The organism is Actinomyces radicidentis (assembly GCF_001553565.1).
Classification (GTDB): domain Bacteria; phylum Actinomycetota; class Actinomycetes; order Actinomycetales; family Actinomycetaceae; genus Actinomyces; species Actinomyces radicidentis.
Genome location: NZ_CP014228.1, coordinates 923,805 through 944,660, shown reverse-complemented (window position 1 = coordinate 944,660; position 20,856 = coordinate 923,805). Strand labels below are relative to the sequence as shown.

The window sequence follows — 20,856 nt, the reverse complement described above, 5'->3', positions numbered from 1 at the left end:
AGCGACGGCTGGCGCTGTCAGCGCATGCACATTCGACGCATGACCAGGGCGCGCAGCAGCGCGGTGCGGGTCGTGGGCGTCGAGGCGATCATGGAGCGAGGTTAAGCCCGACCCGGCGGTCGGCGTCAAGGGCGTCCGGCTGATGGGGCGGTCGGTGCAGGTCCTGCCCGACGCAGCCCTCCTCCGACGCCGAGCTCGTACCTTCCGCTCCGAGACCCACGGCAAGGCTGGTGGTCTCGGAGCGGAAGGTACGAGCTCGACGGGTGGGCGGAGAGGGAGGCGGCGGCCGGGGCCAGGCGAGCACCGCGCCGCCCGACCTGCGGAGTCGCGCCGCCCTCTTGCCCGCCGTCAGAGGCCTCGCTTATTGTGCCGCCATGTTCATCACGCTCGTCTTCGATAAGTGATCGGCGCTCCGGTCCCCGCCGGAGCCGCCACCCGACCGCCGCGCCCCTGATCCGGGGAGAGCCGGCGGAGGTCATTCCACCGCACCGCGCACGCTCGAGCTCCGCTCGCGTCGCGCCGGTGCCCCACGCTGACGAGACGAGACACCCATGACCTCGCGCACCACCCCTGCGCCCGCTGCGGCTCCCGCGCCCTCCGGACCCGACGACGTCGCCCGCCGCACCGCGGCCGACCGCCGTCCCGGCAGCCGCCCCGCACGCCCGGGCACGGCGCCCGACGCCGGCCCCCGCCTGGCCCGCCACCCGCACCGCTGGCCCTCCTTCCTCACCATCACCCCGGACCCGCGCCCGGCCCTCACCCGCGTCTTCGCCGACCGCCCCGGCGCCTGGGTCCGCGCCCTCCTGCGCGGCTCCTGGCTGCCGCTGCTCGTCGCCTCGATCCTGTCCGCCCTGTCCTACCTGGCGGCCGGCCTCATCTCCCCGGTCATCGGCGCCGTCGTCGACCACGGCCTCGACCACGGACTGTCCAGCCACCTCGTCCCCGGGCTCCTCGCGCTCGCGGGCCTCGGGATCGGCGCCGGGCTCATCGGCGGCCTCACCGAGATGTTCTCCATGGGTGCCTGGGCCACCGGCTGGCAGCCGAGCGCCCGCGGAGCCGCCCACCGGCTCGGCGACCGGCCCCGCGCCGTCACCCGCGAGATCGCCTCCGGCGACGTCGTCTCCACCGTCACCGCGGACTCCGACTCCATCGGCGCGCTCATGTACTTCGTCGCCAACGTCGTCGGGGCCCTCGTGTCCACCGTCGTCATCGGCGTCCTCATGCTGCGCATGGACGTGGGGCTCGGGCTCCTCGTCCTCCTCGGCCTGCCCGTCGTCCTCGTGCTCGTCGGCGCGCTCCTCAAGCCGCTCAACAAGCGCATGAGCGTCCAGCGCGAGGAGCAGGGCCGCCTCACGACCGTCACCACCGACGTCGTCGCCGGCCTGCGGGTGCTGCGCGGCATCGGCGGCGAGGACGTCTACTCCGCCCGCTACGCCGAGCAGTCCGCCAAGGTGCGCGACGCCGGTATCCGGGTCGCCTCCACGCAGGCGCTCCTCGCCGCGATCCGCGCCGGCGCCCCGATGATCCTCACCGCGGCCGTCGTCGGCACCACCGCGGAGGCGGCCTTCTCCGGGCGCATCACCGTGGGCGACTTCGTCACCTTCTACGGCTACACCACGTACCTCATCTGGCCGCTCGGCTCCCTCGCCGACCTCATGCAGTTCATGACGCGTGCCTGGGTCGGGGCGAAGAAGGTCTCGCGCGTGGCCGCCGTCGAGCCGCTCACCACCGACGACGCCGTCGACCCCGCGGCCGTCATCGACGCGACCGGGGACCTCGTCGACGGCGCGTCCGGCGTGCGGCTGCGCGGCGGCGTCATGACGGCCCTCGTCTGCGCCGTCCCCGGGGCGTCCGCGGCCCTCGCCGAGCGCCTCGGGCGACCCGACGACGTCGCCGCGGTGACGCTCGGCGGCACGGACCTGCGCCGCGTCCCGGTCGCCGAGGTGCGGCGCACCGTCGTCGTCTCCGGTGCGCACGCCGAGGCCTTCGCCGGGCCGCTCGCCGCCGAGGTCCTCGGTGACGACGTCCCGCTCGCCGCCACCCGAGGGCTGTCCGAGCTCATCCGCATGCACGCCGTCGCCCTGCGGCCCGACGCCACCCGGGCCGACGTCGCGCTGACCACCGAGCAGGAGGCGACGGCGTCGCGCGCCCTCGAGGTGGCCGTCGCCGGCGACGTCCTCGACTCCCTCGGGGGGCTCACCGGCCAGCTCACGGAGAAGGCCCGCAACCTCTCCGGCGGGCAGCGCCAGCGCCTCGCCCTCGCCCGCGCAGTGGCGCGGCGCTCCCCGGTGCTCGTGCTCGTCGAGCCGACGAGCGCCCTCGACTCCCACACGGAGGACCTCGTCGCCCAGCGCCTGCGCGCCGAGCGGACCGGGGCGACCACCGTCGTCGTCACGCCCTCGCCGCTGCTGCTGTCCCGCTGCGACGAGGTGGTGCTGCTCGAGGCCGACGGCGAGGGGCCGGACGCGTCCGTCCGCGAGACCGCCCGCGGCACCCACCACGAGCTGAGCGACCTGGCCGCCTACCGAGCCGTCGTCGAGCGCGGCGCCGACCCCGTCACCACCCCCTCGCCGAGATCGGGACATCCTGACTCTGAGATCGGGACGTTCTCCACAGGCGACCGGTCTGACGATCAGGATGTCCCGATCTCGCGGTCAACAAGTCCCGATCTCGGTGGGGCTGAGACTGCCGTCGAGCGGAAGGAGGGGGACCGATGAGCGCCGTCCGTCTCCCCGTCGCCTCCTCGGCCCAGGTGCGCCGCCGTTTCGGCACCCTCCTGGCCGACCACAAGGTCGCCTTCACCCTCGTCACCGTCACCCAGCTCGCGGCCGCCGTCGCCTCCGTCGCGATCCCGCGGCTGCTCGGCACGATGGTCGACCTCGTGGAGAAGGCGGAGCGCACCTCAGGGGCGGCCGCCTCGGGCCGGCTCCACGGCCTCATCGCCGCGGTCGTCGCCCTGGCGGCCCTCAACGCCCTCCTCACGGGCGCGGGGGAGTACCTCGCCCGCATCCTCGGGGAGCGCGTCTTCGCCGAGCTGCGCGAGCGCCTCGTCTCCGCCGCCATGCACCTACCGCTCAGCGTCGTCGAGTCCGCCGGCACCGGTGACCTCCTCGGCCGCACGAGCCACGACCTGGAGTCCATCCGATTCGTCGTCCAGCGCGGCGTCTCGCAGATCCTCGTCATCGTCCTGACGATCGTCTCCGTGACGGTCGCGGCCCTCGTCACCTCACCGCTCCTCGGCGTGTGCATGCTGACCTCCGCGATCATCGCCGTGCCCGTGGGGCGCTGGTACCTGCGCCACGTGGTCCCCGGGTACAAGGCGATGAACGCCCTGTGGGCCGAGGTCGACGGCGTCGTCGCCGAGACCGCCGACCAGGCCGACACCGTCGACGCCCAGGACCTCGGCGAGCGCCGCAACCGCGTCCTGGACCGCGCCCTGCGCGAGGTCTGGGCCACCGAGCAGTACACGCTCTTCCTGCGCTGCGTCCTCATCACCGGGCTCGGCGTCGCCGTCATGCTGCCCCTCATCACGACCGTCGTCTGGGGGGCGTGGCTCGTCGGGCACGGCACCGTGACGCTCGGCGCCGTCACCGCCGTCGCCCTCTACGCCGTGCAGCTGCGCGGGCCGGTCAGCGACATCACCTTCTGGCTCGACTCCCTCCAGTCCGCCTCCGCCGCGCTCGCCCGCATCGTCGGCGTCGAGCTCGTCGAGCCGGACCGCGAGGCCGTCACCGACGACGTCGTCCCCGACCCGCCGCGCGTCCGCGGCGTCTCCTACGCCTACCGCGAGGGGCACGACGTCCTCCACGACGTCGACCTCGACGTCGTCCCCGGGGAGCGGCTCGTGCTCGTCGGGCCGTCCGGCTCGGGCAAGTCGACCCTGGGCCGGATGCTCGCCGGCGTGCACCCGCCCACGCGCGGGCGCGTCACCGTCGGCCGCGGCGGCCCCGACGGCGAGGGCGTCGACCTCACCTCGCTCACCGAGAAGGCGCTGCACCGCGAGGTCGCCCTCGTGACGCAGGAGCACCACGTCTTCGCCTGCTCGCTCGCCGACAACCTGCGTATCGCGCGGGCCGACGCCACCGACGCCGAGATCGTGCAGGCGCTCGACGTCGTCGGCGCCGGGCCGTGGGTCGCCGGGCTCTCCGACGGGTTGGCGACCCTCGTCGGCACCGGCGGAGTGGTGCTCGATCCGGGGCAGGCGCAGCAGGTGGCGCTCGCCCGCATCGTCCTCATGGACCCCGCCACGCTCATCCTCGACGAGGCGACGAGCCTGCTCGACCCCGCGGTCGCGCGCTCGGCGGAGCGGGCCATCGACGCCGTCCTCGCCGACCGCACCGTCATCGCCATCGCGCACCGCCTGGACACGGCCGCGGTGGCCGACCGGGTCGCCGTCGTCATCGACGGGCGGATCGTCGAGCTCGGCCCGCACGAGGAGCTCGTGGCGGCCGGCGGGGAGTACACGAAGCTCTGGGAGGCGTGGACGAGCCGCTGACCGGCCGCCAGCCGGCCGATGTCGGGCGGCGCCGGCGCCTCAGACGGCGGGCGGGCCGGATGCGTCCCCTACTGACCTCGTACCTTCCGCCCCGAGACCACCAGCCTTGCCGTGGGTCTCGGGGCGAAAGGTACGAGCTCGGCGGAGGGGTGGAGAAAAGGCGGGGCGAGCAGCAGGGCGGCGGCGCGGCGGCGGAGACGAGGGCTCGAGGCCGGCCGCGGGCACTCGTCCGGGCGCCGGCACTCCTGAACGTCGGGTGTGAGGACGGACTACGGTATCCGCATGCCCAAGGACCCTGAGGACCTCCTCGCCGCGGCGGGCGCCCGCATCTCCGGTCGTCGCGCCGCCGTCCGCCGCGTCATCGCCGGCACTCCCAGCGAGAAGCGCGCCCAGACCCAGGCCGCGCTCCTCGCCGCCGGCCGCGAGGTCGTCGCCGAGAAGGGGATCGGCGCCATGAGCGTCGGTGACCTGTGCAGCCGCGCCGGCTTCACCCGCGGCGCCTTCTACTCGAACTTCACGGACATGGACCACTTCGTCCGCCGCCTCGCGGAGGAGCAGTGGAACCGGATGGCGGAGTTCGTCCACGACCTCGTCACCTCCGCCATCAACGACGAGTCCGGCCGCTCCGAGTTCCGCACCGACGCCGAGGTCACCGACGCCGTCGCCGACCTCGCCGACCGCTTCCTGGCCTCTCTGCCGATGAGCCGCGACTTCTACCTGCTCCAGGAGGAGTTCGCCGCCTACGTCATCCGCGACGAGGAGCACGCCCCGAGCCTGCGCGACTCCTACGCCGCCTTCAAGGCCTCCCTGTGCGAGATCCTCGTGGCGGGCCTGGCCGCGCTCGGGCGCGAGTGCCTCCTCAGTCCGGAGGACACCACCGAGATCATCTCGGCCGCCGCCGAGCGCTCCATGCGCGTCGCCCTCATGCGCGGCGACGAGGCTCTCACCGGGCTCCTCGACCGGTCCCTCCCCGAGCTCCTCGCCCACCTCTCGGTCCCCGCGACCCGCTGAGCCCTGCGCCCCCCCCCGCGCGCGGTGACTCGGACTCGGGGCGACTCCGTCGGGTCCACACCCGCCGACGACGCCGCTCGGGGGAGTGCGCGGCCGAGTGACAGCCGGTTCACCCGTCCCTTGGGCTCCGGCTCCGGGCCTTCGACGTCCGCAAGACATCTGTATGGTTTGCAGGTCTTGCAGCGCTTGTGACGGAACCGTAACCTTCGTCTCAGCCTATCCTGGCGCGGAACGACCCGCGTCCCACCGGGCGACGTCGCCCGGAATCCCGGCCCCGACGAAGGAGTCCCCCGTGTCCTTGCACGTCTTGCACGCCGTCCCAGCGGCGCGAGGCGGCAGACGCCGCCTCGCGAGCGTCCTCGCCGCAGTCGCCCTCGCTCTCACGGGCGCCGGCCTCGCCACGACGACGGCCCCCGCCGTCGCCGCCGACGCGACCCCGGCCGCCACCGCCGAGGCCACGGACGCCGCCACCGCGGCCGCGGCCGCCGCCGCGGACTTCGCGGTCACCGTCCCCGGCAGCCACACCACCGAGATGGGCTGCGGCTCCGACTGGGACGTCTCGTGCTCCCAGGCCGCCCTCACCTACGACCAGGCCTCCGGCCTCTTCACCGGCACCTTCGACCTGCCCGCCGGCACCTACGAGTACAAGGTCGCCGTCGGCGGCACCTGGGACGAGAACTACGGCGCGAACGGCGTCGCCGGCGGCGACAACATCAGCTACACGACCACCGGCGGCAAGGTCACCTTCCTCTACGACCCCGCCAGCCACGTCTCCTGGACCAACGCCTCCGAGCCGATCATCACGCTCGCCGGCTCCTTCCAGGCCGCCCTCGGCTGCGGCTCCGACTGGGCCCCCGCCTGCCTCGCCGCCGCCATGCGGCCTCAGGGCGACGGCACCTGGACCTTCACCACGAACAAGATCCCGACCGGCTCCTACCAGGTCAAGGTCTCCGAGTCCCTGTCCTGGGACGTCAACTACGGCGTCGACGGCAAGGCCGGCGGTGACGACTACGGGTTCTCCGCGACCGCCGGCAAGGACGTCACCTTCACCTACACGCGCGACACCCACGTCCTCACCATCGCCGTGACCGACCCGCCGGCCGCCGGCGTCGGCGAGCTCGACGCCTACTGGATCGACGCCACCACCCTCGCGTGGCCGACCTCCCTCCTGCCCTCCGGCGTCGCGCGCACCGACCTCGTCTCCGACGACGGCGCCCCCGTCGCGGACGCCCCCGTCTCCTACGCCCTCGTCACCAGCCCCGACGCCACCGCCTCCCTCACCGACGGCGTCGTCACCGGCGGCACCGAGACGGCCCTGCGCGTCGCCGGCAACCTGCCCGACGACGTCCTCGCCGCCCACCCGAACCTCAAGGGCTACGTCGCCCTCAGCCTCGAGAACGCCGACGGCGACGCCGCCCTCGGCCACGACGAGGTCGTGACCGCCCTCGAGGGCCAGACCGCCGTCGTCCAGCGGGGCACCGGCGCGGCGGGAGCGGAGGACACCGTCTCCGCCTTCACCGGGGTCCAGACCGCCATCGCCGTCGACGCCCTCTACGGCGAGGCCGCCCAGAAGGGCGACCTCGGCGCCACCTTCGAGACCGGCCTCCTGCGCTCGCTCGCCCTGTGGGCCCCCACCGCCCAGAAGGTCACTCTCCTGACCTGGGACACCGGCGACGCCACCGGCTCCGTCCCCGAGGTCTCCGGCGACGGCGTCCGCCACGACGCCGTGCGCGGCGACGACGGCCGCTGGGTCGTCGACAACGCCGACGGCGCCATCAAGGCCGGCTCCCAGTACCTCTGGGAGGTCACCGTCTACGCCCCCAGCACCGGGAAGATCGTCACCAACACGGTCACCGACCCCTACTCGCTGGCCCTCACCGTCGACTCGACGCGCTCCGTCGCCGTCGACCTCTCCGACGCCGCCCTCGCCCCCGCCCAGTGGGCGAGCACGGCCTCCCCGAAGGTCGCCAACGACGCCTCGCGCACCATCTACGAGCTCCACGTCCGCGACTTCTCCGCCTCCGACGAGACCGTCCCGGCCGACGAGCGCGGCACCTACCTCGCCTTCACCGAGTCCGGCTTCGACGGCATGAAGCACCTCGCCCAGCTTGCGAAGTCCGGCGTCGACACCGTCCACCTCCTCCCGACCTTCGACATCGCCTCCATCGAGGAGGACCGCTCCAAGCAGGTCACCGCGACCGTGCCCGACGCCGGCGCCGCGAGCGAGGAGCAGCAGGCCGCCGTCGCCTCCACCGCGGACACCGACCCCTACAACTGGGGCTACGACCCCTGGCACTACACGACGCCCGAGGGCTCCTACGCCACGGACGGACACCAGGACGGCGGCGCCCGCACCTACCAGTTCCGCCAGATGGTCGGGGCGCTGCACGCCACCGGCCTCCAGGTGGTCCTCGACGAGGTCTTCAACCACACCGCCGCAGCCGGCCAGGCCTCCACGTCGGTCCTCGACAAGATCGTCCCCGGCTACTACCAGCGCCTCGACGCCAAGGGCGCCGTCCAGACCTCGACGTGCTGCTCCAACACGGCCACCGAGAACGCCATGGCCGCTCGCCTCATGATCGACTCCGTCGTCACCTGGGCCCGCGACTACCACGTCGACGGCTTCCGCTTCGACCTCATGGGCTACCACTCCGTGGCCACCATGAAGGCCCTGCGCGCCGCCCTCGACGAGCTCACCGTCTCCAAGGACGGCGTCAACGGCAAGGCCATCTACCTCTACGGCGAGGGCTGGAACATGGGCGAGATCGCGAACAACGCCCTGTTCACCACCGCCACCCAGGGGCAGCTCGACGGCACCGGCATCGGCACCTTCAACGACCGCCTGCGCGACGCCGTCCACGGCGGAGGCCCCTTCGACTCCGACCACCGGACCTACCAGGGCTTCGGCACCGGCCAGTACACGGACCCCAACGGCCTGTCCGACCGCTCCGACGCCGACGAGCTCGCCGACCTCCAGCACAACACCGACCTGGTGAGGCTGGGCCTGGCCGGCAACCTCAAGAGCTACTTCTTCACCACGTCCGACGGGACGGTCAAGAAGGGCTCCGAGATCGACTACAACGGGCAGGCGGCCGGCTACGCCTCCAGCCCCGAGGAGACGATCAACTACGTCGACGCCCACGACAACGAGACCCTCTACGACCTCGGGATCTACAAGCTCCCGACGTCGACCTCCATGGCGGACCGCGTCCGCATGAACACGGTCTCGCTCGCCACCGTGGCCCTCGGTCAGTCCCCGTCCTTCTGGGCGGCCGGCACCGAGATGCTGCGCAGCAAGTCGCTCGACCGCGACTCCTACAACTCCGGCGACTACTTCAACTCCATCGACTGGTCCGGCCAGACCAACGGCTACGCCAAGGGCCTGCCCATGGCCTCCTCGAACTCCTCGAAGTGGGCGATCATGCGCCCGCTCCTGGAGAACGGCGCCCTCAAGCCGGCCGCCGCGGACATCGCCACCTCCGACACCCAGGCTGAGACCCTGCTGCGCCTGCGCAAGTCCACGCCGCTGTTCTCCCTCGGCACCGCGGCGCTCATCCAGTCGAAGGTCTCCTTCCCGGGCTCCGGCACGGACGCGACCCCCGGCGTCATTGACATGCTCATCGACGACACCGCCGCGAACGCGGACGGCTCGGTGACCGACGTCGACAAGGCGCTCGACGGCGTCCTCGTCGTCCTCAACGCCTCCGACGAGGCCACGACGCAGACGATCGGCTCGATCAAGGGCCGCGACTTCGCGCTCTCCTCGATCCAGGCCGACGGCTCTGACGCGACCGTCAAGGGCGTTGCCTACGACGCCGCGACCGGTTCGGTGACCGTCCCGGCGCGGACCGTCGCTGTCCTCACCGACCCGCAGGGCGGTCACTCGGGTGCCGGCGACGAGCCGACGGCGGCCCCGACGGCGCAGCCCACCGCTGAGCCCACGACGGAGCCGAGCGCTGAGCCCACCACCCAGCCGACGAGGACGGCCTCCACGGCCCCGACCGCCGAGGCGAGCGCGACCGCGACCGCCACGGCGAAGGCGACTGGCAAGGCCGCGAAGGGGAACGGCAAGGGCAAGGCCAAGGGCCACCAGACGCCGAAGCCCGGCAAGGGGCACCAGAAGCCCAAGCCCGGCAAGGCCCGCCCGTGGAACGCCTGGAACCCGTCGCAGGGCACCGTGCCCGGCCTCTGGTGGTCCGGGCGGTGAGCCGACCGCGCTGACGGCCCCGGCCGATCCGGCCCACTCCCGCAGAGTCGGCCCGATCAGGCCCGACTGGGACCCGCCGGCCCGGGCCGGTCCGGAACCGCCCGGCCCGGCGTCGATGCGCACCGGCTCACGCATGGTCCGTGCCGGCCGATGCCGGCACGAGCACCAGGTGCGCCCCGCGTCCTCGCGACGTGGGGCGCTCCGAGCGCTCCGGGTTCCGCGCTCCGGGCCGGGGACGTCCGGGGCCCCTGCCCGGACGGCCCCGCACGACCACCCTCGCCGCTCCGCACCACCGCCGTCAATGGTCCGACGTCCAGATCGCCTCTCTCCACGCGGCCCACGCCGTGGGAGAGTTGACCCCGAACGACCAGGAAGGTGGCCGACCATGACCACGCCCTCCCGCACCAGTGCGAGCACCCCCTCCGGGCACTCCGCCGGAACCCCGCCCCAGCCGCCCGCCCACCACGAGGCCCCCGCCCTCGTGAGCGTCCCCGGCATGGGCGGCGCCCGCGCCTACTGGGTCGATGAGACCACCCTCGCCTGGCCCTCCGACCTCCTGCCCCGCGGCGTCGATCGCGCCGCGTGCGTCGGCCCCGACGGCGGCCGCCCCGACCGCGCCCCCGACGTCGGCTTCGGCCTCGTCGTCAGCCCCGACGGCGACGCCCGCATCGAGGACGGCATCATCCACCGCGGCGAGAGGGGCTACGAGGTCCCCCTCGGCGTCATCGACGAGCTCGACCCCGCCCTCGTCGCCGTCCACCCCCAGCTCGCCGGCTACCTCGCCCTCACCACCGCCGACGAGTACGGCGGCCCCCGCCTCGCCCGCGAGGACGTCGAGGACCTCCTGCGCTGCCGCCTCGGCGTCGTCCAGCGCTCCGACGCCACCACCGGCGGCTGGATCACCGCTTTCACCGGCGTCCAGACCTGGCCCCTCATCGACCGCCTCTGGGGCGAGCGCGCCGCCGTCCGCGACGGCTCGGCACCGCTGGGCGCCACCTTCCACGAGCACGCCGGCCCCGACGGAGCCCCCGCCCCGCGCACCCCCTCCTTCGCCGTGTGGGCGCCCACCGCTCGCGACGTCGCCCTCCTGTCCTGGGAGACCGGCGACCCGACCGGCTCCGTCCCCGCCGTCGACGGCGAGCCCACCCGCACCCCCGCACAGCGGCGGCCCGACGGCCGCTGGGAGGTCCCCGACGGCGTCGTCGGCCCCGGCGCCCAGTACCTGTGGGAGGTCGAGGTCCTCCTCCACACCACAGGCGAGGTCGTCACCAACCGCGTCACCGACCCGTACTCCCTCGCCCTCACCGTCGACTCGACCCGCTCCGTCGCCGTCGACCTCGACCAGCACGCCCTCAAGCCCGCCGCATGGGTCGAGAACCTCGCCCCCGACGTCGTCTCCGACGCCGCCCGCAGCATCTACGAGCTCCACGTCCGCGACTTCTCCGCCGCCGACGCCACCGTCCCCGAGGAGCTGCGCGGCACCTACGCCGCCTTCGGCGCCGACTCCGCCGGCACGCGCCACCTGCGCCGCCTCGCCGCCGCCGGCATCGACACCCTCCACCTCCTGCCGACCTTCGACTTCGCGACCGTCCCCGAGGACCGCGCCCGCCAGCGCCTCCCCGAGATCCCCGAGGGCACCTCCCCGGCCTCGCGCCGCCCCCAGGCCGCCGTCGCCGCCGTCGCCGACGAGGACGCCTTCAACTGGGGCTACGACCCCTTCCACTACCAGGCCCCCGAGGGCTCCTACGCCACCGCCGGGCACCAGGACGGCGGCGCCCGAACCGCCGAGTTCCGCGGCATGGTGGGCGCCCTGCACGGCATGGGCCTCCAGGTGGTCCTCGACCAGGTCTACAACCACACCTCCGCCGCCGGTCAGGCCCCCCAGTCCGTCCTCGACCGCATCGTCCCCGGCTACTACCACCGGCGCGACGCCGCGGGCGCCATCGAGATGAGCACCTGCTGCAACCACGTCGCCACCGAGCACGCCATGGCCGAGCGGCTCATGATCGACTCCTGCGTCTCCTGGGTGCAGCGCTACCGCGTCGACGGCTTCCGCTTCGACCTCATGGGCTACCACTCCGTCGACACCATGAACCGCCTGCGAGAGGCCCTCGACGCCGTCGCCGAGGACGCCGTCGGTCACCCGATCTTCCTCTACGGCGAGGGCTGGAACATGGGTGAGGTCGCGAACAACGCCCTGTTCACCCAGGCCGTCCAGGGCCAGCTCGGCGGCACCGGCGTCGGCACCTTCAACGACCGCGTCCGCGACGCCGTCCACGGCGGCACCCTCTTCGACGTCGACCCCCGCGCCGCCCAGGGGCTCGGCACCGGCGAGCTCACCGACCCCAACGGCCGCGACGAGCGCGACGAGGGCTCCCTGCGCGCCGACCTCGCCTGGCGCACCGACCTCGTCCGCCTCTCCCTGGCAGGGAACCTGCGCGACATGGTTCTGCGCACCGCCGACGGCGAGCACCGCCGCGGCGAGGAGATCCGCTACGGCGACCAGTCCGCCGCCTACGGCACCGAGCCCGTCGAGTCCATCGCCTACGTCGACGCCCACGACGACGAGACCCTCTTCGACCGCCTCGCCTACAAGCTGCCGATCGGCACCACGATGGCGGACCGCATCCGCATGAACACGGTCTGCCTCGCCTGCGTCACCCTCGGCCAGACGCCCTCCTTCTGGGCGGCCGGCACCGAGATGCTGCGCAGCAAGTCCCTCGACACCGACTCCTACAACTCCGGCGACTGGTTCAACGCCATCGACTGGAGCGGGCAGGACAACGGCTGGGGGAGGGGCCTGCCGCCGGCGAACCGCAACTTCGACCAGTGGATCTTCCAGGCCGAGCTCCTCTCCCACGAGGAGCTGCGGCCGAGCCCCCACGACATCGCCACGGCCACCGAGGCCGCGCTCGACCTGCTGCGCCTGCGGCGCTCGAGCCCCCTGTTCTCGCTGGGGTCGGCCGAGCTCGTCCTCGAGCGCGTGTCCTTCCCCGTGGGCGGGGACCGGGCGCAGCCCGGTGTCATCCTCATGGTCATCGACGATGGCGCCGGCGAGGCGGACCTTGACCCGGCCCTGGACGGGCTCGTCATCGTCATCAACGCGACGCCGGACGAGGTGGAGCAGCAGTGCGACGACCTCGTGGGCCGCTTCCTCGAGCTGAGCGAGGTGCAGGCCGAGGGCGCCGACGAGGTGGTCCGCAGGACGACCTTCGACCGGGCGACCGGAACCGTGCGCGTGCCGGGGCGGACCGTCGCCGTGCTCGTCGAGCACTGACCCTCGAGATCGGGACATCCTGACCGCGAGATCGGGACATCCTGACCTCGAGATCGGGACATCCTGAACGACCCTCCGCGCTGAGTTCGGTCAGCGGCTCCGTAGGCTGGGCCCATGAAGGCTGAGCGCGTGTCCGACTCGATCACGTACCACGGCGAGGGCCCCTGCTGGTGGGAGGCCACCGGCCGCCTGCGGCTCGTCGACATGCTCGCCGGCGTCGTCGTCGAGCTCGACGACGACGTCCGCCCCACCCGGATGGACGTGCCCTCCTCGGTCGCCTCAGTCATCCGGCCGCGCGCCGGCGGCGGCGCCCTCGTCACCACCGAGCACGGCGTCGCTCTCGGCCGCGCCGAGGACCTCTCCGACCTCCTCGAGGTCACCACCCTGCTCACCGACTCCGCGATCCGCACCAACGAGGGCGGCTGCGACCCCGACGGGCGCCTCTGGATCGGCACCATGGCCTACGCGCAGACGCCCGGCGACGCCGTCGTCTACCGCTGGGACGGCCCGGACGCGAAGCCCATCACCGCCTGGGACGGCGCCACCATCTGCAACGGCCTCGGCTTCAACCCCGACGGCACCTGCGCCTACTGGACCGACACCCCGACCGGCACCATCACGCTGCTCGACTACGACGCCGGGGCCGGGCTCGTCAGCCCCCGGCCCTTCGTCACCATCGACCACGAGGACGGCTACCCCGACGGGCTCGCCGTCGACGCCGAGGGCGGCGTGTGGACCGCGCTCAATGGCGGCTCGGCCGTGCGCCGCTACGCGCCCGACGGGACGCTGGACGCCGTCGTCGAGCTGCCGGTGCGGCAGGTGACCGCCTGCGCCTTCGGCGAGTCCGGCTTCGGGACCCTGTTCATCACGACCTCGCGGGAGAACCTGCCCGACGACGTCGAGCCCGCCGCCGGCTCCGTCTACGCCGTCGACGCCGGGGTCCGTGGGATGGCGCCCCTGCCCTTCCGGGGCTGAGCGGGCTGCGTCGGTCGAGTAGACAGCGGGGTCAGGACTCCATGAGCTCGGACCGGCGGTGCCTGACGGCTGCGACGAGCCCAGGAAGGTCGGATCTGACGACCTCAACCAGGTAGCGCTCCGCGACGCCGGCGTAGCCGTGAGCGATGCGATTGCGCATGCCGCGCATCGCGGGCCACGTGTCGCCCAGGAGACCGACGCGTTCGGCGTCGCTGAGGTGCCCGAGAGCCTCGATCCCCGCTGACAGGCGCAGGGTGATCGCGTCGATGACGACTTGGTCCGTGAGGTCTCTGGAGGCCTACGTCTCTGCCGCCTCAAGGTGCTCCAGTGCCTCCGAGAGGAGCTGCACCGTCGTCCGGCTGCTGGCGCTCACAGCGACACCGCTTCGGAGAGGATCTGGTCGCGCATGCTCGGGCGGATGGCATCGTCGGGGACGAGGTCCACCGAGGCTCCGAGTTCCTCCGCGAGCTCGATCTCCAACCGGCTGAGCGTGAGGAGGCTGGTCCCCGGCCCGGCGGTGTAGAGCAGGTCGATGTCGGAGCCCGGTCGCTCGCGACCGGTGGCCACGGAGCCGAAGACGCGCACGTTGCTGCCGCCGCTCGCCTTGATGAGGTCGAGGACGGGGCGACGGTGCTCGCGGAGCCTCCGGGCGAGCGGACCGGTGCCGTGGAATCGCAGGAGCCGCGAGATCTCCGGCTGGGAGCGCCCCGTCGCCTGCGCGATCTCCGTCTGCGTGAGGCCGGAGGCGTGAGCGGTGCGGACGGCCTCGACGAGGCGGGCGCGCGCCGTGCGGGCGGCCTCGTCCGCCTCGCTCGCGATCGTCGTCAGCTCCTCGGGGGTCATGCGTCGAATATAGCAAGTGCTATATCGGGGAGTCAGTGGTCCTCGTGCTGCCGGTTCTGCTGGTCCTGCTGCTGCTCGCGCTCGGCCTCGGCGCGCTTGCGCCGCCGCAGGTCCTCCCAGTAGGCGAGGCGCTCGCGGACCCGGTGCTCGTGGCCGAGGTCCGTCGGCTCGTAGAAGCGCTCCCGCTTCTCCGGTGACGGGTAGCCGACCGGCATGTAGTCCGCGCCGGAGAAGCCGTCCTCCGTGTCCGGGTCGTACTGGTAGCCGGCGCCGTAGCCGAGGTCCTTCATGAGGCGCGTCGGGGCGTTGAGGATGTGCGCCGGCGGCATGAGCGAGCCCGTGCGCTGCGCCGCCTTCCAGGCCCGGTTGAAGCCGCGGTACACGCTGATCGACTTCGGTGCGGTGGCCAGGTAGACGACCGCCTGCGCGATCGCGAGCTCGCCCTCCGGGTGCCCGAGCCGCTCGAAGGTCTCCCAGGCGCCCAGTGCCACCTGCAGGGCCGCCGGGTCCGCCATCCCGACGTCCTCACTGGCGAAGCGGACCACCCTCCGGGCGATGAAGAGCGGGTCCTCGCCGCCGAGCAGCATCCGGGACAGCCAGTACAGGGCGGCGTCCGGGTCGGACCCGCGCATCGACTTGTGGAGCGCGGAGATGAGGTTGTAGTGCTCCTCGCTGGTCTTGTCGTACAAGGGTGCCCGGGACGCGACGACGGCGGTGAGGTCCTCGGCGTCGAGCAGCGCGTCGTCGTCGGACGCGTCGGGGAGGGACTCGAGGACCTGCTCGACCATCCCGAGGAGGTAGCGGCCGTCGCCGTCGGCCATCGCGAGCAGGGCGGCGCGGGCGTCCTCGGTGAGCGGGAGCGTGCGGCTGGTGAGCGCCTCCGCCCGCTCGAGGAGCTCGGCGAGGGCGGCGTCGTCCAGCCGGCCCAGGACGAGGACCTGGCAGCGGGACAGGAGCGCCCCGTTGAGCTCGAAGGAGGGGTTCTCCGTCGTCGCGCCGACGAGCACGACCGTCCCGTCCTCGACGTAGGGCAGGAAGGAGTCCTGCTGGGCGCGGTTGAAGCGGTGGATCTCGTCGACGAAGAGCAGCGTGCCCTGCCCGACCTCCTTGCGGCGGGCGGCGGCCGCGAAGACCTTGCGCAGGTCCGCGACGCCGGAGAAGGTCGCACTCACCTGCTCGAAGACGAGGCCGGTGCGCTCGGCGAGGAGGCGGGCGATCGTCGTCTTCCCGCAGCCGGGCGGGCCCCACAGGATGATCGAGGAGAGCCGGCCGCGCGCCACCATGCGCCCGAGCGGTGCGTCCGCGGCGAGCAGGTGCGACTGCCCGACGACCTCCTCGAGGCTGCGCGGACGCAACCGGTCCGCGAGGGGGCGCGTCGGGTCGTCGACGATGGATCCGCCGTCCTCGGCCGCGGCGTCGAAGAGGCTGGGGGAGCTGGTCATGCCCTCACGGTACGGGGCGGGTACGACGTCGTCGCGGGGGCCGTGCGAGCCGGGTCCGATTGGCGGAGCGGCCCACCGGTGTTGCTAAGGTAAGGCAAGCCTTATCCCCTATCGGCTCGTCGCAGCCCTGGAGGTCCCTCTTGAACCCCACCGCCGTCTCCCGCCGCTCGCTCCTCACCGCCGTCTCCGGCGCCGCGGCCCTCACGCTCCTCGCCGCCTGCGGCTCGGACGACGCCTCATCCTCCGGCTCGAGCGGCGCCGCGACGGACGCCGCCTCCGCCGCGGGCACCGCCGACGCCTCGGCCGCCGTCTCCGGCGCTCCGGCGAACCTCCCCGCGGGCTGGACCTGGGCCGAGGGCACCGGCATCCCCTCGACGACCGCCACCCAGTCCCTGCCGGTCACCGTCACCGACGGCACCGGCACCGAGGTCGAGGTCACGGACACCTCCAAGATCATCGTCGGCGGCGAGGACGTCGCCGACATCCTCGCCGCCCTCGGCATGGCCGACTCGATCTACGCCGCCCCCACGAACTCCGTCGCCCAGGCCGCCCTCGACGCCCCCGAGCAGTACGAGTACTCCCAGAAGACGGGCGCCGAGGGGCTCCTCAGCCTCAAGGGCACCCTCTTCATCGGCAACAACGTCAAGCGCCACGGCGACGTCGCCGCCAAGTTCCGCGAGGCCGGCGTCGACGCCGTCGTCGTCGACGACCAGCAGAGCGTCGCGGACAAGATCCGCGCCGTCGCCGAGTACGTCGGCGCCGCCGACGCCGGTGAGGAGCTCGCCGGCACCGTCGAGTCCCAGCTCGAGGAGGCGACCACTGCCGCCGGGGACGGTGCCGTGGGGCTCAAGGTCCTCGCCGTCACCGCCTCCGGCGCGGGCGGCGCCAACGCCGTCATCGGCTCCGGCACCGCCGCCGCCGACATGCTCGAGGCCGTCGGCGCCACGAGCGTCGGCGTCGAGGAGGGCCTCACCGGCTACTCCGTGAAGTACTCCGACGAGGGCCTCCTCGCCACCGAGCCCGACGTCATCCTCATGGGCGACGGCGACCTCGAGGAGTGGGGCGGCCTCGAGGGCTTCCTCGAGGCCTTCCCGACGCTCTCCCAGACCCCCGCGGGCACGGACAACGCCTTCGTCGTCATGCCCAGCGAGCAGATCAAGGTCAGCGGCGTCGGGGTCGGCGCGGGGGCCAAGGCCCTCGCCCAGGCCCTGACCGACCTCGCCAAGTGAGCCGGGCCGGATCCGCCGCCCGCCGCCTCAGGCCGGCGGTGGTCGTCCCCGTCCTCGCGGTCGTCCTCCTCGCCGCGGTCGTCGTCTCGATCGGGACCGGCCCCATCGCCCTGTCGCCGCGCACGGTCCTCGGCGTCGTCGCCCACGAGGTCCTCGGCCTCGGCGAGCCCGGCCAGCCCCTGGACACGACCGTCGTCATGAGCCTGCGCATGCCGCGCGTCCTCTTCGGGGCGCTCAGCGGCGCGGCGCTCGCGGTCGCCGGAGTGGCGCTCCAGTCGCTCTTCCGCAACCCCCTCGCGGACCCGGGCGTCATCGGCGTCAGCGGCGGCGCCTCCGCGGGGGCGGTCGCGGCCATCGTCCTGCTGCCCCCGCTCGCCACCGCGGCGGTCGCCTGGGCGGTGCCCGCCGCGGCCTTCGTCGGCGGTCTGCTCGCCACCGCGCTCATCTACGCGCTGGCGCGGCCCTCCGACGACTCGGGCACCGCCCGGCTCCTCCTCGTGGGCATCGCCGTCGGCTCCGCCTTCGCGGCCGTGACCGGGTTGCTCACCTTCGCCGCGGACGACGACGAGCTCCAGTCCGTCGTCTTCTGGCAGATGGGCTCGCTCGGGGACGTCACCTGGCTCAAGCTCGCCGTCGGCGCCCCCGTCATCGTCGCGGGCGCCGTCGCGCTCCAGGTCGTCTCCCGCCGCCTCGACCTCATGACGCTGGGGGACCGCGAGGCCCGTCACCTCGGCGTGGACGTGCGCGCCACGCGCCGGCTCATCGTCGTCGTCACCTCCGTCCTCATCGGCGCCTCCGTGGCCTTCGCCGGGACGATCGGCTTCATCGGGCTCGTCGTGCCCCACACCGCCCGGATGATGGTCGGGCCAGCGCACCGGGGGCTCTTGCCGGTGTCCGCGCTGACCGGGGCGCTGCTCCTCGTCGTCGCGGACACGCTCGCCCGCTCCGTCGCCCCGCCCGCCGAGGTCCCGATCGGGCTGTTCACCGCGATGATGGGCGCCCCCTTCTTCCTCGCCCTGGTGCTGCGCTCGAGGCAGGTGCGACTGTGACCGGCGCGGGACGGGGCGGCGCCGTGCACGGGTCGGCCGCCGGCGCCACCGACGCCACGGCCGCCGACGCCACCGGCGGCGCGGCCGGTGCGACCGGTGCGGCCGGTGCGGCCGGCTCCGGGGAGCCGCGGCTGCGCGTCGAGGCGGTCGGCGTCACCATCGGGGCGGCCAGGCTCCTCGACGACGTCACCCTGAGCGCCTCCGGCGGCCAGGTCCTCGCGCTCGTCGGCCCGAACGGGGCCGGGAAGTCGACTCTCCTGTCCGTCATCTCCGGCGACCGCGAGCCCTCCGCTGGCCGGGTCCTCCTCACCGGCCGACCCGTGGGCGAGTGGCCCGCCAAGGCGCTCGCCCGGCACCGCTCCGTCATGACGCAGCACCACGCGCAGGCCTTCTCCTTCACGGTCCGCGAGGCCGTCGAGATGGGCCGTGCGCCGTGGCCCGTCGCCGAGGACGACGAGGACCGCGTCCAGGAGGCGATGGCGGGCGCGGGCGTCGCGGCGCTCGCCGAGCGCGAGGTCACGACCCTGTCCGGCGGCGAGCTCGCCCGCACCGTCTTCGGCCGCGTCCTCGCCCAGGACGCCGAGGTCGTCCTCCTCGACGAGCCGACGGCCGCCCTCGACCTCCACCACCAGGAGCTCGTCATGTCCCGGGCGCGGCGGCTCGCCGACGACGGCGCCTGCGTCGTCGTCGTGCTCCACGACCTCACCCTCGCCGCCCGCTACTGCGACCTCGTCGCCGTCCTCGAGCTCGGTCGCCTCGTCGCCGTCGGAGACCCGGCCGAGGTCCTCACGCCCGAGCTCATCGGCGCCGTGTACCACCACGAGGTCGTCGTCATGACCCACCCGCGCACCGGTCGGCCCGTCGTGGTGCCCGCGTGAGCGCGGCGGAGGAGCGCGCGCACGGCGCCGCGCAGGACACGGGGCTGGGCCCGGCCCGGGACCCCTTCGCTCCCGAGCGCTGGCCCAGGCTTCCCCGCCCGGCCGGCCTCGGCGAGCTCCGGGTCGCCGTCACCCGCGCGAGCGGTGCGCCTGCTGCTTCCGGCCATCGCGTCGAGGGCGCCCTCGTGCTCGGCGAGACGCGGGGAGGCGTTCGGGTTCGCTTCGCCCACCGGGCGCCCCGGGCGAGCGCCGTCGCCGTGCAGGTCAACGGCTGGTGGTTCCCGGACCCGGTGGACGGGCTGGACCTCGAACCCCTCGGCGACGGCTGGTTCGCCGCCGAGCTCGTCCTGCCCGCGGACCTGTGCTCCACCTACGGCTTCCTCGAGCACACCAGGGAGGGCGACCCGCCCTGGTGGCGCGACGGGCTCAAGGGGCCGGGCGGCGGCCGCCCCCAGCGCGGGCGGGTCCCTGGCGGGGTCCTGGACCTCGTCCGTGGCGAGAGCGGTCCCGAGAGCGTCCGCACACGGCACCCGCTGCACGAGCTCGCGGCCTGCGCGCCGTCCGGCGGCGCGGCGTGGACCGGGCCGAGGACCCGTATCGCCGTCCTCGACGCCGGTGCCGACGGCGTCGGTGGAGGCGAGCGGGGCGACGGCGGGGGCGTCAGACGGGACGGGGCGGCTAGTCCAGGCGGCCGGGCGGCCGGGGCAGCTAGTCCAGCCCGCCCGGCAACTGGGGCGGCCAGCCCCGACGGCGACCTTCCGCTGCTCCTCCTCACCGACGGCGAGGCGCACGCGGAGCGGCTCGGCACCGTCGATGCCCTCGCCGCGCTCGTGCGCGACGGTCGGCTGCAGCCCCTCGTCGTGGCGCTCGTCGACGCGTCGACGGATCGCGTCGACTCCCTCGGGGTCCCCGACGGGCAGGCCCGGTGGATCGTGGAGGAGCTCGTCCCGCGCCTCAGGCGCGACGGCCTCGTCCTCCCCGGCGAGCCCTCGCGGCGCCGGCGGGTGGCGGAGGACCCGACCCTCACGGTCGTGGCCGGCTCGAGCTTCGGCGCCCTCACCGCCCTGTTCTGCGTCGCCCGCGCGCCGGAGGCGGTGGGGTGCGCGAGCGCCCAGTCGACCTCCCTGTGGCGCTACGAGCACGCTGCCGTGGCGGAGGCGCTCGCGGCCGCCGCACGGCGCGCGCCGGTCAGCGTCCGGCTCCATGCCGGGCGGTACGAGGGGACGATGGCGGCGTCGGCGCAGGACGTCGTCCGCGCGCTCGAGGCGGCCGGCTGCCCCTGCGCCCCGGTGACCGTCCACGGCGGCGGGCACGACTGGGCCTGGTGGCGGCAGGCGGTGCTCGACGACGCCGTGGCCCTCCTCGGGCCCGCACCCTCCGCGGCAGCGGGAGCGCCCTGAGGTCGCAGCGCGGGCCGGTCCGGGGCGACCCGCGCCGACGCGGCGCCGTC

13 protein-coding genes are annotated in these 20,856 nt (G+C 74.1%); 10 read left to right on the top strand and 3 right to left on the bottom strand.

All coding sequences use genetic code 11. The features are described 5' to 3' along the window. The first annotated feature begins 551 nt into the window (after positions 1-551). From AXF14_RS04015 to AXF14_RS03990, 6 genes are all read left to right on the top strand, one after another. The gene (locus AXF14_RS04015; RefSeq protein ID WP_067941037.1) at positions 552-2,717 is read left to right on the top strand and encodes an ABC transporter transmembrane domain-containing protein; all 2,166 of its coding nucleotides are present in this window, start codon (positions 552-554) and stop codon (positions 2,715-2,717) included. Next, positions 2,714-4,495 (top strand): ABC transporter ATP-binding protein, encoded by a 1,782-nt coding sequence (locus AXF14_RS04010; protein WP_067941035.1) that lies wholly within the window; start codon positions 2,714-2,716, stop codon positions 4,493-4,495. Before AXF14_RS04015 ends, AXF14_RS04010 begins: the two co-directional genes overlap by 4 nt. 282 nt (positions 4,496-4,777) lie before the next feature. Then, positions 4,778-5,506, top strand: a complete 729-nt coding sequence (locus tag AXF14_RS04005) for a TetR/AcrR family transcriptional regulator (RefSeq protein WP_067941033.1) — start codon at positions 4,778-4,780, stop codon at positions 5,504-5,506. Positions 5,507-5,798: 292 nt separating this feature from the next. Continuing rightward, positions 5,799-9,713, top strand: coding sequence for a pullulanase-type alpha-1,6-glucosidase (gene pulA, locus AXF14_RS04000; protein WP_067941031.1), 3,915 nt, complete (start codon positions 5,799-5,801; stop codon positions 9,711-9,713). Between the two features lie 385 nt (positions 9,714-10,098). Continuing rightward, positions 10,099-12,990 (top strand): pullulanase-type alpha-1,6-glucosidase, encoded by a 2,892-nt coding sequence (pulA, locus tag AXF14_RS03995; RefSeq protein ID WP_084355336.1) that lies wholly within the window; start codon positions 10,099-10,101, stop codon positions 12,988-12,990. 114 nt (positions 12,991-13,104) lie between these two features. Beyond that, positions 13,105-13,965 (top strand): SMP-30/gluconolactonase/LRE family protein, encoded by an 861-nt coding sequence (locus tag AXF14_RS03990; protein WP_067941029.1) that lies wholly within the window; start codon positions 13,105-13,107, stop codon positions 13,963-13,965. Positions 13,966-13,996: 31 nt separating this feature from the next. Here AXF14_RS03990 and AXF14_RS13165 read toward each other — a convergent pair whose 3' ends face one another. The 3 genes from AXF14_RS13165 to AXF14_RS03980 form a co-directional block, all read right to left on the bottom strand. Next, on the bottom strand, positions 13,997-14,233 hold the full coding sequence (locus AXF14_RS13165; protein ID WP_335338922.1) for a HepT-like ribonuclease domain-containing protein: 237 nt from the start codon (positions 14,231-14,233) through the stop codon (positions 13,997-13,999). A 101-nt stretch (positions 14,234-14,334) separates the two neighbouring features. Continuing rightward, positions 14,335-14,808, bottom strand: coding sequence for a nucleotidyltransferase domain-containing protein (locus AXF14_RS03985; RefSeq protein WP_067941027.1), 474 nt, complete (start codon positions 14,806-14,808; stop codon positions 14,335-14,337). A gap of 32 nt (positions 14,809-14,840) precedes the next feature. Beyond that, positions 14,841-16,250 carry a replication-associated recombination protein A gene (locus AXF14_RS03980; RefSeq protein ID WP_067941025.1) on the bottom strand — a complete coding sequence of 470 codons (1,410 nt, stop codon included), beginning with the start codon at positions 16,248-16,250 and terminating at the stop codon, positions 14,841-14,843. Between the two features lie 140 nt (positions 16,251-16,390). On the opposite strand from AXF14_RS03980, the gene AXF14_RS03975 reads away from it, so the two are divergent. Genes AXF14_RS03975 through AXF14_RS14710 form a run of 4 tightly spaced genes read left to right on the top strand, consistent with a single transcriptional unit; the run spans position 16,391 to position 20,806 of the window. Then, entirely contained in the window at positions 16,391-17,479 is a 1,089-nt protein-coding gene (locus AXF14_RS03975; RefSeq protein ID WP_084355334.1) for a heme/hemin ABC transporter substrate-binding protein, read from the top strand. After that, positions 17,476-18,528 carry a FecCD family ABC transporter permease gene (locus tag AXF14_RS03970; RefSeq protein WP_067941023.1) on the top strand — a complete coding sequence of 351 codons (1,053 nt, stop codon included), beginning with the start codon at positions 17,476-17,478 and terminating at the stop codon, positions 18,526-18,528. The genes AXF14_RS03975 and AXF14_RS03970 overlap by 4 nt, the downstream gene beginning before the upstream one ends. Continuing rightward, positions 18,525-19,406 carry a heme ABC transporter ATP-binding protein gene (locus AXF14_RS03965; RefSeq protein WP_211260131.1) on the top strand — a complete coding sequence of 294 codons (882 nt, stop codon included), beginning with the start codon at positions 18,525-18,527 and terminating at the stop codon, positions 19,404-19,406. The genes AXF14_RS03970 and AXF14_RS03965 overlap by 4 nt, the downstream gene beginning before the upstream one ends. Continuing rightward, entirely contained in the window at positions 19,403-20,806 is a 1,404-nt protein-coding gene (locus AXF14_RS14710; protein ID WP_211260130.1) for an alpha/beta hydrolase, read from the top strand. Before AXF14_RS03965 ends, AXF14_RS14710 begins: the two co-directional genes overlap by 4 nt. The last annotated feature ends 50 nt before the right edge of the window (positions 20,807-20,856 follow it).

Coding starts and splice junctions, on each gene's coding strand:
- AXF14_RS03985 (WP_067941027.1), bottom strand. CDS start 14,808: ATGACCCCCGAGGAGCTGACGACGATCGCGAGCGAGGCGGACGAGGCC.
- AXF14_RS04015 (WP_067941037.1), top strand. CDS start 552: ATGACCTCGCGCACCACCCCTGCGCCCGCTGCGGCTCCCGCGCCCTCC.
- AXF14_RS04010 (WP_067941035.1), top strand. CDS start 2,714: ATGAGCGCCGTCCGTCTCCCCGTCGCCTCCTCGGCCCAGGTGCGCCGC.
- AXF14_RS03990 (WP_067941029.1), top strand. CDS start 13,105: ATGAAGGCTGAGCGCGTGTCCGACTCGATCACGTACCACGGCGAGGGC.
- AXF14_RS03980 (WP_067941025.1), bottom strand. CDS start 16,250: ATGACCAGCTCCCCCAGCCTCTTCGACGCCGCGGCCGAGGACGGCGGA.
- pulA (WP_084355336.1), top strand. CDS start 10,099: ATGACCACGCCCTCCCGCACCAGTGCGAGCACCCCCTCCGGGCACTCC.
- AXF14_RS04005 (WP_067941033.1), top strand. CDS start 4,778: ATGCCCAAGGACCCTGAGGACCTCCTCGCCGCGGCGGGCGCCCGCATC.